Origin of the sequence: Exiguobacterium sp. UBA3968 (assembly GCF_002385115.1) — a bacterium.
In the GTDB taxonomy this organism is placed as follows: Bacteria; Bacillota; Bacilli; order Exiguobacteriales; family Exiguobacteriaceae; genus Exiguobacterium_A.
In genome coordinates this window covers 16469-30523 of sequence record NZ_DGCW01000008.1, presented here as the reverse complement: position 1 = coordinate 30523, position 14055 = coordinate 16469, and the positions used below count along the sequence as shown (strand labels likewise).

The following is a 14055-nucleotide window of genomic DNA, read 5'->3' as shown; positions in this document are numbered from 1 at the left end:
GCGTCATGCCGATTCAACGAAGTGCGATCATTTTACGAAATGAACAGGATGAAATTGCGTTGATTCGACGGGATAAACCGAACGAAACGTATTATGTCTTTCCAGGCGGTGGAAAAGATGATGGAGAATCACTAGAAGAGACAGCGATTCGTGAAGCACATGAAGAACTTGGTGTCGACGTGGAGTTGAATGGCATTGCTGCCATCGTCCGTTTTAACGGATTCGATAACCCTTATTTTTGGGCGAAAGCAATTGGCGGTCGCTTTGGAACAGGTATGGGTGAAGAATTCGAAGAGGAAGGGTCTGGTTATACACCAGTCTGGATTAAACGATCCGAGTTGCCGTCATTGCCGATTCGTCCACCGTCTCTTGCCAAACAATTGGCAGAAATGACAGAACCGTTCTATAAATTGATTCTTTCTGAAAACGAATGAGGTTTTAGTTGAAATAAAATGGGAAAAGTATATTAAAACAATGAGGTGGTCTTTGACTGCCTCTTTTTCATGAAGGAGAGATGACGATGGCGCATTCACGCGATCCTAAAGGGCTTGCCTTGAACTTAAAGCAGCGAATGTCCGATCACAACATTACGGATTATGCAGGGACACTCGCCTATTACTGGTTTTTATCTATTTTCCCAGGTATCATTTTCGTCATTTCCGTCTTGTCGTTCTTTGATATTGATCGTCAGACACTTGAGTCGCAAATCCGGGACTTAGCACCGGGTGGGGCCGTCAATACATTCACGGATACGATTTTTCAAGCCATCAAGGATCCGCAGGGGGGATTGTTATCGATTGGTGCGATTCTTGCCATCTGGTCCGCTTCAAAAGGTGTCGATCGCTTGATCACGACAGCGAACCATGCCTATGGTGATTTCTCGCCACGTGGTTTTGTCGCAGCACGCGGGATTGCTTTACTACTCACGATTGTTCTCGGAATCGGGATGTTATTATTAATTGTCTTGAACGTTCTTGGTGGTCCAATCATCACGTATCTTGCGAATTTCGTTCTCCCGATCGATATGGGGCAAAAAATCTTATTAACGGTCTTGCGTTACGTCGTTTCAACGATTCTATTGATTGGTATACTGTCGATCTTTTACCGCGTCGCACCAAAGCGCCCGATTACCTTTAAGGAAGCGATCCCAGGAGCCGTCTTTGGTGTCATCGTCTGGCAATTACTATCGGTCGGATTTGGATTCTACGTCTCGAACTTCTCAAACTACAATCAGACGTACGGTTCACTCGGTAGTGTCGTTATCTTGTTATTATGGCTTTATTTCACAGGATTGATCATCTTACTTGGTTCTGAATTGAACGCGTCATGGGAACGATTCATGAAAAAAGCGGATCCGAAGAAGATGGAAGAAAAGCGCTTGAAGGAACAAGCAGAACTCGATTCGATTCCGACGAATACGTTCGGATGAAGAGACGAAAAACGTCTGATTGCCATGCGGCAGTCAGACGTTTTTTTAATGATTAAGCGGCTAATCGTTTTTCGGATACACGCTGTGGGAGAGTTGGTAAAGCATCCTGTTGAAGAAGACGTAAGCCATTCAGGATGACAAGAATCGTCGATCCTTCGTGTCCGACGACAGCGAACGGCATGATTAGGAACTGTGACAAGTTGGATGCGATCAATAGAAGGATGACACCGATCGCAAGCGTGATGTTTTGTTTGACGATCCGGTTCATCTTCCGGGCTTTATGCACGGCGTAGGCAAGACGACCTAAATCGTTTTTCATCAAGACAACGTCAGCAGTCTCAAGCGCAGCATCCGTTCCTTCACCCATTGCAATCCCGACATGTGCCAGTGCGAGCGCCGGAGCATCATTGATACCATCACCGACCATCGCAACGGTCCGACCTTCTGTTTGGTATTGCTTAATATAGCGCACTTTATCTTCCGGTAAGCATTCAGCGACGAAGTCCGTTAAACCCGCTTCACGCGAGATGGCTGCTGCCGTGACCGGATTATCACCTGTCAACATGATCGTCGCGATGCCGAGATCGTTTAAAGCGGCGATTGCTGTTTTAGCTTCCGGACGAATCGTATCACGTAATGCATAAAGTGCTACGATTTGTGATCCATTGCTGACATAAACGATTGTATGCCCTTGTTCTTTCAGTGACTGTTCAATCGTGACGAATGGATCGTCTAGACCTTCGTGGAATGCTCGCTTGCCAATGCGATACGTGACGCCATCGACAGTTGCTTCAATCCCGTATCCTGTCACATCTTTGAACGTTGACGGTTCGCGAACATCGGTTTTTAAGTGATCAACGATTGCTTGTGCGAGCGGGTGATTCGACTGGGCTTCAATGGAAGCAACCGCTTGTTCGACGGCTCGGATATCGATACCTTCCGCGTACCGACTTTCAGTAACGACGGGTTTACCTGTTGTCAGAGTCCCTGTTTTATCGAAGACGATCGTGTCGACTTGTCCGAGTGTCTCGATATGTGCTCCACCTTTGAAGAGAACGCCATTTTTCGCAGATGCGGCGATTGCGGACAAGGCCGCAGGGGTAATCGACGCGACAAGCGCACAAGGCGAAGCAACAACGAGTAAAATCATCGCCCGATAAATGCTTGTCTCGAATGTCCAGCCGACGACGTAATGAGGAAGGACCATCATCAGGGCAACGACGAGGAGGACGATTTTGACATAACGACTTTCAAATCGTTCGATGAACTGAGCAGAGGGAGACTGCTCACTTTGTGCGTTTTGGACCATATGAATGATTTTTTGGAACAATGATTCATCAGCGGCTTTCGTCATTTCAATCGTCAAAACGCCATTCATGTTGACGGTCGAGTTATAGACGGTATCGCCCGTTTGTTTTTCAACAGGAATCGATTCGCCTGTAATCGATGCTTCTTCGATTGCTGCTTGACCACGAACGATGACACCATCGACCGGAATGCGTTCCCCGGGACGAACATAGACGAGGTTACCGATTACTAGTTGCTCGATTCCAACGACTTCAAGTTGTCCGTTTGCATTCAGACGCGTTGCTTCCTCTGGCTGTAAGGACATTAAACTTTGTAACGCCCGTTCATTTTTATTCATCGTATAGGTTTCAAGAGCACCGGATAACGCGAAGATGAAGATAAGGATCGCACCTTCCATCCAGTAGCCGATGGCAGCGGCACCGATGGCAGCTAAAATCATCAACAATTCGACGTTCAACGTTTTTTCTTGATACGTCTCCGTCAAGCCTTCCTTTGCTTTCGCATATCCTCCAATCACATATGCTGATAAGTACAACGTGACATAAACGGCAGACGCCGTATTGAATTTTTCGAGTCCATAAGCAACTAAAATCAATATTCCGCTAAACAATGCTAGAATCAATTCGTGATGCTCATCCCAAGCATGACGGAATACGGAACGCTGTTGAACATCGGTAGTAGTGGAAGTCATCATATTAAAACTCCTTTCAAAATGTAAATGAGAAATGAAATCATTATAGAAAGAGAATGAGAATGTGATATATCAATGAGTTTAACTGATTGATAATGAGTTTCATTGTCTCTAGATTATAATTATTATTATCTGTAGAATTACTATACCATGCTTCAGTGAAAAGGAACAGGAAAGGAACCAGAAAGATGCAAAAAAATTTAACCCATCGGATTGGTCTCGTCGTCTTTGCATTATTGACGACCTTTTTGTGGGGAAGTGCGTTTCCCTTCATTAAGAAAAGTTATGAATTATTACAGATCACGTCTTCTGAATACGGGGAGCAACTATTGTTTGCGAGCTATCGCTTCTTTTTAGCAGGGGTGTTGCTACTTGTCGTCAGTGTATTCGTCTTTAAACAAACGATTACACTGAAGAATCGGACCTATGCCTATAGCCGTCTTGGTTTCTTTTTGACGTTCTTGCAGTATGTCTTTTTCTATATTGGTCTCTCTTTATCAACCGGTGTGCAAGGATCAATCATTGCCGGCTCGACTTCGTTCTTCCAAATGTTACTTGCTCATTTCCGGTACGAGGACGATCGATTGAATCGATTCAAAGGACTTGCCTTATTCCTTGGGTTTACAGGTGTCATCTTGGCCAACTGGCCGCAAGGTGGGCAAGGTGTCTCATTTGGTCTTGGAGAAGGATTATTGATTGCGGCAATGGTTTCCGGAGCATTCGGTAACTTGATCGCGAAAGAATACTCAGCACGTTATCCGGTGGCACCGATGACAGGATGGGCGATGGTCATTGGATCAATCGGTCTCTTTATCGCAGGAGTCATTCTCGATGGTCACGTCGCACCATTCACCTTTTCAACGACAAGTGCTTGGATGCTCGTGTATCTTGCCTTCTTATCAGCGACTGGATTTACACTTTGGAACTTACTAATGAAATATAATCCAGTCAGTAAAGTGTCGTTGTTCATGTTCTTCGTACCGATCTATGGTGTCAGTTTATCGGCCTTGATTCTCGGCGAGACGATTCCACCGCAAGCGTTGCTTGGATTACTCTTCGTCGTCAGTGGTATCTTAGTCTCGACATACCTTCCTGTATGGTTTCAAAAGCGAGGTTGACGAAGATTCAGAATCGTGCAAAAATAGTTTCAATCAAAGTAACTCCCAATCGTTCGTTGCTCAAGCCGACCCGTTCGGCTTTTTTCTGTACGGTCAAGTGAAGACCGATTCGGCCTTGTCTGAAAGGCTAGTGCGACTATAAAACGGAAGGAGATGAAAACGAATGGAACGGAATGAGATCGTTCGAAAGATCATTGCCACTCGTCGTCCACGTGATGAGTTTGCCCGGTTCGTCGTAACGTGCGTCAGTCAACAATTGAAGGAAACCCATGGAGATGTGGATGTGGAAATCATCGAGGCGGAGAGAGGTTACGATTCAGTGTGGTCAATCAACGGTCGAGAGGTCGTCGTGCTGCTCGAGACAGAAGAGCTGAAGCGTGCAAAGGAACAGCCGTATGCGATCGACGATAAGCTCTGGCGGAGTTTTCGGCAAGAAGGAATCGTGAAATAAAACAAAGGGAATGACTTAAAAGTTAGTTTCCACAAAGGTAGGGGTGGCAGATTATCATTCTGCCACCCTTATCTCATAACAAAAAGAATGACGCGTTTCACGCCACTCCTACAGGAAAAAGCGCATTTGCGCTGTCAGAGACAAACAAGACCCGCTTTCCTGCTGAAATGAAGCAGGAAAACTGGCTTGTGTCTCGCCTGAGGAACGGGTGTGAAAAGACGCGTCATTCTTTTTAGGGTCAGCCTCTTTGTTTTAGATCCGGGATGATTCGTGACGTTTTGCGTATCGTAAGAGAAATGCAAGTGTCGCTAGAACCAGAACGAATAGACTGAAATAAAGTATAGCTGGAAGCAGAACGAACAAGCTGCCGGCAATCGGTCCGAGAATCGAACCAAGACTGAAGGCAATCCCTGCAAGTAAGTTACCGGTTGGTAAAAGATGACGTGGTAACTGTTCTGTCATATAGGCAACACCGAGCGAATAGGTCGAGCCGAGTGCCATCCCACTGACGGCAAAAATCGCGAACAACCAACCGTAACGTTCGAAGACGAAGCAAGCAATCAGGAAAGCGACAGAACCAATCGAAAGAACAGTTACTAACGTCCGACGTTTTCCGAAGTGATCCGCAAGTCGTCCAAGTGGAAGTTGCATGATCAACGAGCTGACGACGAATGTCGTGATCAAGGTACTTGTCTCAGATAGACCGTACCCGTTACGCGTCGCAAAAACGGGAAAACTGGCATTCAGTGTGGCTTCGAGAAAACCATATGTAAAGCCAGGAAGTAATGTAAACCAAGCAGTCGATAGGACGAGTCGATACCGTGAAGCAGCACTTTGTAGTTCCTCTGGCATGACGGACGATGGTTTTTCGTTCGGTATACGGAATAGTAAAATTAGAACGATGACAGTTAAAGTCCCTGTTAACACGAACGGTAACCAATCGATAACGTCAACCAGAGGTGCCGCAAGAGGACCTAAGGCAAAACCGAGACCGAATGCCATTCCGTATAACGACATCGTTCGCCCTAACCGTTCATTTGGGGTAATGGACGTCACCCAAACCTGTGATCCATAGTGTAACGTCTGATCACCGAATCCGACGAGAAATCGTAAGATCATCCAAGCAATGACACTCGGAAGGAGTGGGAACAAGAAGACCGCCACTGCAACAAGAGCGAGTCCGAACGAAATGACGGGAATATAACCACGTCGTCGCAGTGGACCTTCCATGAGCGGGGCAGCGACGATGACACCAATGTATAGAACGGCAGCACTGAGACCGTTGATGAAGGCGGGTGTCCCTTGGCGTTCAAGTAAAATGGATAGCAATGGAATCAGCAATCCTTGGGTGAAACCGGAAATGAAGACGATTGATAAAATGAGAGCAAAACGGCGTGACACAAGTAACGACGACCTTTCTTTTTTCTTTTAGCATAACACGCCCCAGTCTCTAAAACGGGAGACTGGGGCGTGCTTCATTTATTTTCTTGTTCAAAACGTGTCGGACGCGGCATGTGCAGCAGATGTTCATCCCAATCTGTCTGATCGAACACTTCATCATGTTCGATACTGTGTGAAGCACGAATACCAACCATCATGACGAACAAGACCATACTGAACGTACCGATGATTGCGACAATACCTACGAGCCATTCCATCCCGGTCACCCCTTTTTAAAAAACAGAATGTGTCTACTTTGTGACATTTTTCCCGGGACGCCATCGTTCAAAACCTATTTTTCATTCTTAAAGCCGACTCGATTGTTTTGTGAAATCAATCTCAGGGTAATATGCGTTCTTCACAAGTGCGTTCGGTCCAAGGCACTGTACCGCAGGACAGTGACATGACAAGCTTTTATTCAGTTCTGTCTCTTGCCACTGAGCATACGCATCATTGAAAGATGTCTCGTGAATCGTACCGAGCGAAGCGAGTTCGTCACCGAAATCGGTTACGATGATTTCACCGTCGAAGATGTTGACGTTGAGACGGGAACGACCATCTGGGTCATTTCGGACCGATACGTTTTTCTCCTGACGCAAGCGACGATGCAGTTCTAAATCTGCCTCCTCCATTGAACAAGCATAGAAGGGGAGTGTTCCGAACAACATCCAGACGTTCGGATCCCGGACGTCAAGCAAACGATGGATTCCATTGCGAATTTCGGATAAGCTAGCGGCTTCGATCATCGACGCGAAGTCAGCTGGGTACATTGGATGCACTTCGTGACGGACACAGCCCATATCGACGATTTCTTTATGGATCGCTTCAAGATGTGGCAACGTCCGTTTATTGATCATCGTTTCGGCAGACACGATGACACCACGTGCATTCAAGACACGAGCATTCTCTTTCATCGTTTCAAATAGTTTCGTTCGTGCTTCACGTGACGGTTTTCGCTCCATCATCGCAAAGCCACCATCGATGAAATCATCGGCTGTTCCCCAGTTATGTGAGATATGCAAGACATCGAGATAAGGGATAATTAATTCATAACGAGATAATGGAAGTGTTAAATTTGAGTTGATTTGGGTTTTAGCGCCACGTTCGTGGGCATACTTAAGTAAAGGGACGACGTACTCCTTGACGGACTTCATTGAAAGCATCGGTTCGCCGCCTGTAATGGAAAAGGCGCGTAGGTGTTCGATTTCATCCAGACGTTGAATAAGCAGTTCGACAGGGATTTCAGGTGACTCGCTACTGGATAACATGTAACCGACGGCACAATGTTCGCAGCGCATGTTACACAGTTTTGTCGTCGTGACTTCAATGTTCGTCAAACGGACCGTGCCGTATTGTTCAATGTCGCGATAAGCTTCCCACGGATCGTTCGCGATCGTGATGGGTGATGAATGTGACATAGATACTCCTCCTTTTTAGTGCTCCACTTCGTATCGTATGCTAAAATAACGTCGGAATCCAGCGGAAGAAAGGAAGTCTGAATAATGGGAAAAGCAAGAACTGATAAACTTGGTCAAATGAATGTGCTAAAATCAAGAATGCAGCTTCTCTGTCATACAATCGATTCACTCGATGAATCATCAGATATCGAAGATTTGGAACGACTGATCGTATCACTAGATCAACTCAAGGCGAAAGTCGTTCGGTATGCGAAGGATATGAAAGAACAAGAAGAAACGAAAAAAGCGGTAGATTGAGACCGCTTTTTCATTTGCGTAAAGAGAAAGGATGAAATCAATGGCAACAAAAATCAAATTACAGACAGGTGAGGTCCGTTCGGTCACTTGTCTACGGATGGGCATCAACGGTGAAGGGATCGCGACGCTCGAGCGACAAATCGTCTTCATCCCAGGATTGCTTGTAGGTGAGACGGCGCAAATCGAGATCACGGAAATCCATGCGAACTATGCGAATGCAAAGATCTTAAAGCGTGACGATCGTTCACCAGACCGCGTGACACCACTTTGCCCAGTCTATAGTGTCTGTGGTGGCTGTCAATTACAACATATGAGTTACGATGGGCAATTGCGTTATAAGGAAGAGATGCTTCGCAATGCGTTCTTAAAATCAACGAAATTGAATGTCGAAAAGGCCGATATCCGTCCGACGATTGGTTCGAAGGAGTGGGGTTACCGCAATAAATCACAATTCGTCGTCGGGAAACAAGGCAATGAAATCGTTAGTGGTCTCTATTCTGCGAATTCGAATCGTCTGGTCGCAATCGATGATTGTGTCGTCCAAAATAAGGATACGCTTCGTGTCAACCAAGCTGTCACGAAATTACTCAACGATTATAAAGTACCTGTTTACCATGCAGCAAAACAAGACGGTGTCATGCGCCATATCGTCGTCCGGACAGGAATCAAAACGGGTGAAATTCAAGTCGTGCTCGTTGCCTTTAAAGACGGCTTCCGTGATCTAGAGGGTTTGTCGCGCGATATCATGGACATTCCAGGTGTCGTCTCGGTCGCGCTGAACATCAATGATAAGTTGACGTCACGTGTCTTTGGAGAAGAGACGGAAGTCTTGCGCGGTGTCGAACGGATTGAAGAAGAGATGGGCGAGTTCACGTATCAACTGTCGCCACGCGCCTTCTTCCAGTTGAACCCGGAACAGGCAGAACGGATGTATGAGGAAATTGCCCGTGCTGCTGCTTTGACAGGCGAAGAACGTGTCGTTGATGCTTACGCAGGTGTCGGTTCAATCGGACTTTGGATTGCTAAGGGTGCAAAAGAAGTCCGTGGTATGGAAATCATCGAAGAAGCAGTTGAAGATGCGAATGCGCATATGAAGCAATATGGCTTTGACCATGCGCATTATGTCGTCGGTAAGGCAGAAGCATGGATTCCACGTTGGGTGAAGGAAGGCTGGATTCCAGACGTCTTCATCGTCGATCCCCCCCGTTCAGGTTGTGATACGCAGTTATTGAACGCAATGATTTCGTCTAAGGCGAAAAAAATCATCTATGTCTCGTGTAACCCGCAGACGCTTGCACGTGATTGCGATCATTTGATGAAAGCGGGATATAAGGTATCGTACATTCAACCGTATGATATGTTCCCACAAACGGCGCACGTTGAAGCGATCGTCGTGCTCGAAAAGAAGAAAAAGAAAAAGTTCTAAGCGCGAAATAAGCCCGTATGCACTCCTTGAACGAGTGAACATACGGGCTTTTTTTCTGTGACTGCTCACTTACGTTTGCGAAACATAATCGAACGTGGCATCACATTCGGAAAAACGTTCCTTCAATTGACTGACGCGGTCAGCGGGGAGTGGACCGCGCTCAATCAGTTGCTGATTCAACGCGAGATGTTCGGGTCGAGACGTGCCAATGATGGCCGTCGTGATTCCTGGTTCAAAGACTGTAAAACGAAGCGCAGTTTCAAGCCAACTGGATTCCTCTAGTGGATAAGCGAGTTGTTGCGCACGTTCCCAATATGGTTCGACATACTGTCCGACCGGACGCTCCGTGAAGCGCCACGGGGCGTTGCCGATCGGACGCTTGGCGATGACTCCGTGATCTAGAAGAGTGGGCAGGACTTCATCGACACGTTGATCAAACAGATTGAACGACGTTTGGAAACTGTCGAAGCGGTTCGTTTCGATCGCATATACTAAGTCTTCCCGATCGCCTGAATAGGCGATGACGCGCACTTTTCCAGCTTGTTTTGCTTGTTCAAGCGCGTCGATGACATCTCCTTGGGCGAGGATTTCTTGACTACAAGAATGTAAGTGTACGATGTCGAGATGATCCGTTTGCATCGTCTGTAAGGCTTGATCGATGCCACCACGGACGGCTTCAAAGGTCCAGTCCTGCGCACCGGGAACATCATAGCCGACTTTCGTCGACAGAATGACGTCGGGCCGACGATTCTTTAGAAATTGTCCGACGCGTTGCTCCGATAAGCCGTAGCCGCGTGCCGTATCGATCAGGTTGATGCCGAGATCACGTGCTTGTTCGAGTAAATAAACTGCTTCCCGGTCCGTCATCTGTTCTGCACCGATGTGACCGGCTCCGAATCCAAGCGGGGACACGAATAAATCAGATGTTCCAAAACGCCTTAACTCCACGAACAATACTTCCTTTCAGATGCCTGTAGTTTTAAATCGATGGTGTTCGTTTTTGATGAATGCGATAGATCAGATAACCAACGAGTGCCACACCTGCAATCGACCATTGAACGATGGACGAGGATTGCATGAACTGATGGACGGCGAGCACTTCGACTAACATGGCTGGAATTTTTCCGATCGTACTCGCAGTCAGGAAAAGTAGGACGGAGATACTACTAGCAGCACTGATGATGTTGACGATGCCAGACGGGACGAACGGCAACAGCCGTAGTAATATGATCGTCCAAAACGCTTCATGTCCTTGTTGTGCTTGTAGTTTTTGTTGCAAACGAGCGAATCGATCGGGAAGTGGGCGACGAAGGGCATAGCGCAGTCCTTTTTGGTATAGTAGAAACGCACAAACCGCACCTAAGACTTCACCGATGAAGGAGAGCAATGTGCCCATCCATAGACCGAAATAGACGAGATTCGCAGCGGTGACAAACGTACTTGGTAGGACACCAAGCACACTGACGACGACACCGACCAAGACACTAACGAATGGAGCGAACGGTCCGAAGAGTTCAAAGGTTTGGATGACATGTTGTTCCATTATTCGAATTCATCCTCTTCATCCGGAAGAAGCGGTAACTCGATGTGGACGGTCGTTCCTTCTCCAAGAACGGAGTCGAACCGGATCATCCCATCATGACGATCGATGATGTGTTTTGTGATCGCAAGACCAAGACCGGTTCCGCCATCTTTCCGCGTCCGTGATTTATCGACGCGGTAAAAACGTTTCGTCAGTCGATCGAGATGTTCTTCCGGAATGCCTTCTCCTTCGTCCCGGATAAGACAATGCGTCCGATCGCCGATCGTTTCAGTCGATAAGAAGATCTGTTTGCCGGGCGGTGTGTATCGTAAAGCGTTATCGAGTAAATTGCCGAAGACTTGCTCGAGACGGTCTGTATCGCCTAAGACAATTTGATCCGGATCGAGATTCATCACGAACGTGACTCCTTTTGACTGGGCGATCGGTTCCATCCGGTAAATGACATCTTCAAGTACTTGACTGAAGACAAGTGGTTGTTTCGACATCGGATAGGAATCGCGTTCAAGTTGAGCGAGATCGAGCAGATCATTGACGAGACGTTGCAGACGCTCCGTTTCCCGCTCAATGATTTGGTAATACTGCGCACGCTTTTCTTCCTCGAGCGAATCATCCTGCATCATCTCCGTATAGCCACGAATGTAGGAGAGAGGTGTCCGCAATTCATGACTGACGTTTGCGAGGAACTCCTTCCGCTGCTCGTCGACCTCACCGAGCGATTCCGCCATCTTGTTCAATGTTTCTGCGAGTTCTCCGATTTCATCGTCCGATTGAATCGGAATCCGGTAATCAAAGTCACCTTGTGCATAAACAGTCGAGGCGCGCTTCATGTCGATCAACGGACGGATGATCGTATCGATGATTTGTCGTCCGAAGATGACGAGATTCAAGACGATCAGTCCGATCATGAAGAAGATCATCAGGCGGAGTGGGCGGAATGGTTCACTGATTTGACCGAGTTCTAGATATAAAATCAATGTACCGACCAGTCGATTGTTTTCGATGATCGGAAATCCAGTCATTAGAATGTCCGTTCCTTCTATCGGATGGGTCCGGCTCGAGACGACCGTCTCGCCATTACGAAGCTGTTCGATGTCCGCATTCGTCAAAAAACGGAGTCCTGCCGGATTTTTCTTCAGAAAATCGATGAAGAAGACTTTCGATTCCGTCAATTCATTCGTATAAGTCATCCCATCGTAAAAAGCACCAGATAAGCCTTCGGACTTGTAAATGTTGATTAGCTTTTCCCCACGGTTCAATAAGATATCTTCTTGCGTCTGAAGATAGAACCGGTCGTAGAGATAAAACGTCAGCAGGACAAATAAAATGGCAGAAAAAACGCTCGTGAACCAAATCGTAATCCAAATCCGGCGCCGGATCGTATAGCGCTTAATCATACTTCCTCGAATTTATAACCGATGCCCCAAACTGTTTGAATCGAGCCACCGGCTTCCCCGAGCTTTAAGCGAAGTGTTTTAATATGCGTATCGACCGTCCGTAAGTTACCGATATAATCCGCACCCCAAATTTGATCGAGTAACTGTTCGCGAGAAAAGACCTTATCATTGTTTTGAGCAAACAGATGCAACAAATCAAATTCCTTACGCGTCAGACTGACCGGCTTGCCATTGACATGGACACTCCGACTTTCCGTGTCGAGTTCAAGCATACCGAGCGTTAAAGTAGCCGATTGATCAACTGTAAAGCGGTGAGAACGACGAAGCGTCGCTTCGATGCGAGCAAGTAGTTCGCGTGGGCTGAATGGTTTTGTAATATAGTCATCAGCTCCGATTTTCAGACCGTGGATGCGGTCGAGTTCGTCTGAACGTGCCGTCAGCATGATGATCGGAACATTTGAGAATTCACGGATGCGCATACAGGCTGTCAAGCCGTCCATTTCCGGCATCATGACATCGAGTAGAACGAGATGGAATGTATTTTGTTGAATGAGATGGATGGCTTCTTGTCCGTTAGAAGCTGTCATCGTCGTGTAGTGTTCTTTTTCGAGATTCGAGACGAGAAGGTCACGCATTTGTGCTTCGTCATCTACTACGAGAATGTTAAACGATTCTGGCATTAGTCTTCGCTCCATTTCCTGTAGAAGAAAAGGTTTCTTCCATAAAGATGAGTTTCTTATTTATCATACCATTTCAAACTTTAGAAACGCATGCGTGGACACAAAAAAGCATGAGAGACAAGGCCCTCATGCTTCGAGTTGTTGGTGATCGTATAGTGTTTCGAGTTCCCGACCATGAATGTACATGTGGAAACTAGATTTTGAGACTTCATACAGCGTGAACTGTGTTTCGCCAGCATTCAATTGCTCAAGAAGCGCAGGGCGCAACTCATCCGCACAGAACGCATACGGCAATTTTTCAGCTGCTTTTTGTGACCGAATATTGCTTTTGCGAATTTTCATGAAGACACTCTCATATCCGAGCTCGAAGAACAGCTCAGAGAAGAAGGCTTCTTTCGCTAAATGATTGTATCCTTTACCATGATACGGTTTACCTAACCATGTACCGAGAAACCCATATTGTCCTTCGATATCGAGTAAACTAATCGTACCAATCGGTTGATCGAATTCATCTAGGATGGTACGTGATACGATTTCACCACGTTCTTCCTCTTCGATTGCCTGCTTTGTAGTAAACAGAAATTCATCAAAGTACCGTGTTTTTTGGCGGACGTACGGATATACGTCTTGATGCTGCATCAGTTCGAACAAATCAGCGCAGTCGCTCAGCTCCCGTTGCTTGAGCATACTTCCATTCCTCCTTTTAGGACCGCAAGAATGATTGTCGAAAGCTACCTGTCTGACTCGTTTGAACCGCGCATGGTATGCCTTCTTCAGTTGTCGGATAAGATAATATTACCTTCTTTTTTTAAAATTGCAAGAAAATAATTTTTGTGAAAAAAGATACAAAAACAAGATGT

General features: G+C 46.5%; 14 protein-coding genes and 1 pseudogene. 6 read left to right on the top strand and 9 right to left on the bottom strand.

Annotation, left to right across the window (positions count from 1 at the left end; genetic code table 11):
• Positions 1-5: 5 nt before the first annotated feature.
• Together B3S86_RS14085 and B3S86_RS14080 are read left to right on the top strand one after the other, a co-directional pair.
• Positions 6-434 carry an NUDIX hydrolase gene (locus B3S86_RS14085; RefSeq protein WP_035412687.1) on the top strand — a complete coding sequence of 143 codons (429 nt, stop codon included), beginning with the start codon at positions 6-8 and terminating at the stop codon, positions 432-434.
• An 86-nt stretch (positions 435-520) separates the two neighbouring features.
• Entirely contained in the window at positions 521-1429 is a 909-nt protein-coding gene (locus B3S86_RS14080) for a YihY/virulence factor BrkB family protein (RefSeq protein WP_035412690.1), read from the top strand.
• A 52-nt stretch (positions 1430-1481) separates the two neighbouring features.
• On the opposite strand, the gene B3S86_RS14075 is transcribed toward B3S86_RS14080, so the two are convergent.
• Entirely contained in the window at positions 1482-3428 is a 1947-nt protein-coding gene (locus B3S86_RS14075; RefSeq protein ID WP_396216272.1) for a heavy metal translocating P-type ATPase, read from the bottom strand.
• A gap of 188 nt (positions 3429-3616) precedes the next feature.
• On the opposite strand from B3S86_RS14075, the gene B3S86_RS14070 reads away from it, so the two are divergent.
• Positions 3617-4546 carry a DMT family transporter gene (locus tag B3S86_RS14070; RefSeq protein WP_290753907.1) on the top strand — a complete coding sequence of 310 codons (930 nt, stop codon included), beginning with the start codon at positions 3617-3619 and terminating at the stop codon, positions 4544-4546.
• Positions 4547-4709: 163 nt separating this feature from the next.
• Positions 4710-4997, top strand: a complete 288-nt coding sequence (locus tag B3S86_RS14065) for a hypothetical protein (protein WP_023467290.1) — start codon at positions 4710-4712, stop codon at positions 4995-4997.
• A 252-nt stretch (positions 4998-5249) separates the two neighbouring features.
• Here B3S86_RS14065 and B3S86_RS14060 read toward each other — a convergent pair.
• The 3 genes and pseudogenes from B3S86_RS14060 to yfkAB all read right to left on the bottom strand — a co-directional run.
• A pseudogene (locus B3S86_RS14060) lies at positions 5250-6401 on the bottom strand (MFS transporter); the annotation flags it as partial.
• Positions 6402-6472: 71 nt separating this feature from the next.
• Positions 6473-6655 carry a hypothetical protein gene (locus tag B3S86_RS14055; RefSeq protein ID WP_023467292.1) on the bottom strand — a complete coding sequence of 61 codons (183 nt, stop codon included), beginning with the start codon at positions 6653-6655 and terminating at the stop codon, positions 6473-6475.
• Between the two features lie 87 nt (positions 6656-6742).
• Positions 6743-7855, bottom strand: coding sequence for a radical SAM/CxCxxxxC motif protein YfkAB (gene yfkAB / locus B3S86_RS14050; RefSeq protein ID WP_056063645.1), 1113 nt, complete (start codon positions 7853-7855; stop codon positions 6743-6745).
• Between the two features lie 84 nt (positions 7856-7939).
• Between yfkAB and B3S86_RS14045 the strand changes: the two genes are divergently transcribed.
• Both B3S86_RS14045 and rlmD read left to right on the top strand, forming a co-directional pair.
• Positions 7940-8152, top strand: coding sequence for an SE1561 family protein (locus B3S86_RS14045; protein ID WP_023467294.1), 213 nt, complete (start codon positions 7940-7942; stop codon positions 8150-8152).
• 40 nt (positions 8153-8192) lie between these two features.
• Complete coding sequence (gene rlmD, locus B3S86_RS14040) at positions 8193-9578, top strand: 23S rRNA (uracil(1939)-C(5))-methyltransferase RlmD (protein ID WP_056063648.1); 1386 nt, start codon at positions 8193-8195, stop codon at positions 9576-9578.
• Between the two features lie 69 nt (positions 9579-9647).
• Here the strand turns inward: rlmD and B3S86_RS14035 are convergent, their stop codons facing one another.
• The 5 genes from B3S86_RS14035 to B3S86_RS14015 form a co-directional block, all read right to left on the bottom strand.
• On the bottom strand, positions 9648-10526 hold the full coding sequence (locus B3S86_RS14035; RefSeq protein WP_290753899.1) for an aldo/keto reductase: 879 nt from the start codon (positions 10524-10526) through the stop codon (positions 9648-9650).
• Positions 10527-10557: 31 nt separating this feature from the next.
• Positions 10558-11121 (bottom strand): TVP38/TMEM64 family protein, encoded by a 564-nt coding sequence (locus B3S86_RS14030; RefSeq protein ID WP_290753895.1) that lies wholly within the window; start codon positions 11119-11121, stop codon positions 10558-10560.
• Positions 11121-12515: a sensor histidine kinase gene (locus tag B3S86_RS14025; protein ID WP_290753892.1), complete on the bottom strand. Its 1395-nt coding sequence runs from the start codon at positions 12513-12515 to the stop codon at positions 11121-11123. Before B3S86_RS14025 ends, B3S86_RS14030 begins: the two co-directional genes overlap by 1 nt.
• Entirely contained in the window at positions 12512-13195 is a 684-nt protein-coding gene (locus tag B3S86_RS14020; RefSeq protein WP_023467299.1) for a response regulator transcription factor, read from the bottom strand. Before B3S86_RS14020 ends, B3S86_RS14025 begins: the two co-directional genes overlap by 4 nt.
• A gap of 126 nt (positions 13196-13321) precedes the next feature.
• Positions 13322-13882, bottom strand: coding sequence for a GNAT family N-acetyltransferase (locus B3S86_RS14015; protein WP_023467300.1), 561 nt, complete (start codon positions 13880-13882; stop codon positions 13322-13324).
• Between the last annotated feature and the right edge of the window lie 173 nt (positions 13883-14055).

Bases quoted from the DNA above. Each gene is read 5' to 3' on its own strand.
- B3S86_RS14065 (WP_023467290.1), top strand. From the start codon at position 4,710: ATGGAACGGAATGAGATCGTTCGAAAGATCATTGCCACTCGTCGTCCA.
- B3S86_RS14045 (WP_023467294.1), top strand. From the start codon at position 7,940: ATGGGAAAAGCAAGAACTGATAAACTTGGTCAAATGAATGTGCTAAAA.
- B3S86_RS14030 (WP_290753895.1), bottom strand. From the start codon at position 11,121: ATGGAACAACATGTCATCCAAACCTTTGAACTCTTCGGACCGTTCGCT.
- B3S86_RS14070 (WP_290753907.1), top strand. From the start codon at position 3,617: ATGCAAAAAAATTTAACCCATCGGATTGGTCTCGTCGTCTTTGCATTA.
- B3S86_RS14055 (WP_023467292.1), bottom strand. From the start codon at position 6,655: ATGGAATGGCTCGTAGGTATTGTCGCAATCATCGGTACGTTCAGTATG.
- yfkAB (WP_056063645.1), bottom strand. From the start codon at position 7,855: ATGTCACATTCATCACCCATCACGATCGCGAACGATCCGTGGGAAGCT.
- rlmD (WP_056063648.1), top strand. From the start codon at position 8,193: ATGGCAACAAAAATCAAATTACAGACAGGTGAGGTCCGTTCGGTCACT.
- B3S86_RS14015 (WP_023467300.1), bottom strand. From the start codon at position 13,882: ATGCTCAAGCAACGGGAGCTGAGCGACTGCGCTGATTTGTTCGAACTG.
- B3S86_RS14085 (WP_035412687.1), top strand. From the start codon at position 6: ATGCCGATTCAACGAAGTGCGATCATTTTACGAAATGAACAGGATGAA.
- B3S86_RS14020 (WP_023467299.1), bottom strand. From the start codon at position 13,195: ATGCCAGAATCGTTTAACATTCTCGTAGTAGATGACGAAGCACAAATG.
- B3S86_RS14080 (WP_035412690.1), top strand. From the start codon at position 521: ATGGCGCATTCACGCGATCCTAAAGGGCTTGCCTTGAACTTAAAGCAG.
- B3S86_RS14025 (WP_290753892.1), bottom strand. From the start codon at position 12,515: ATGATTAAGCGCTATACGATCCGGCGCCGGATTTGGATTACGATTTGG.
- B3S86_RS14075 (WP_396216272.1), bottom strand. From the start codon at position 3,428: ATGACTTCCACTACTACCGATGTTCAACAGCGTTCCGTATTCCGTCAT.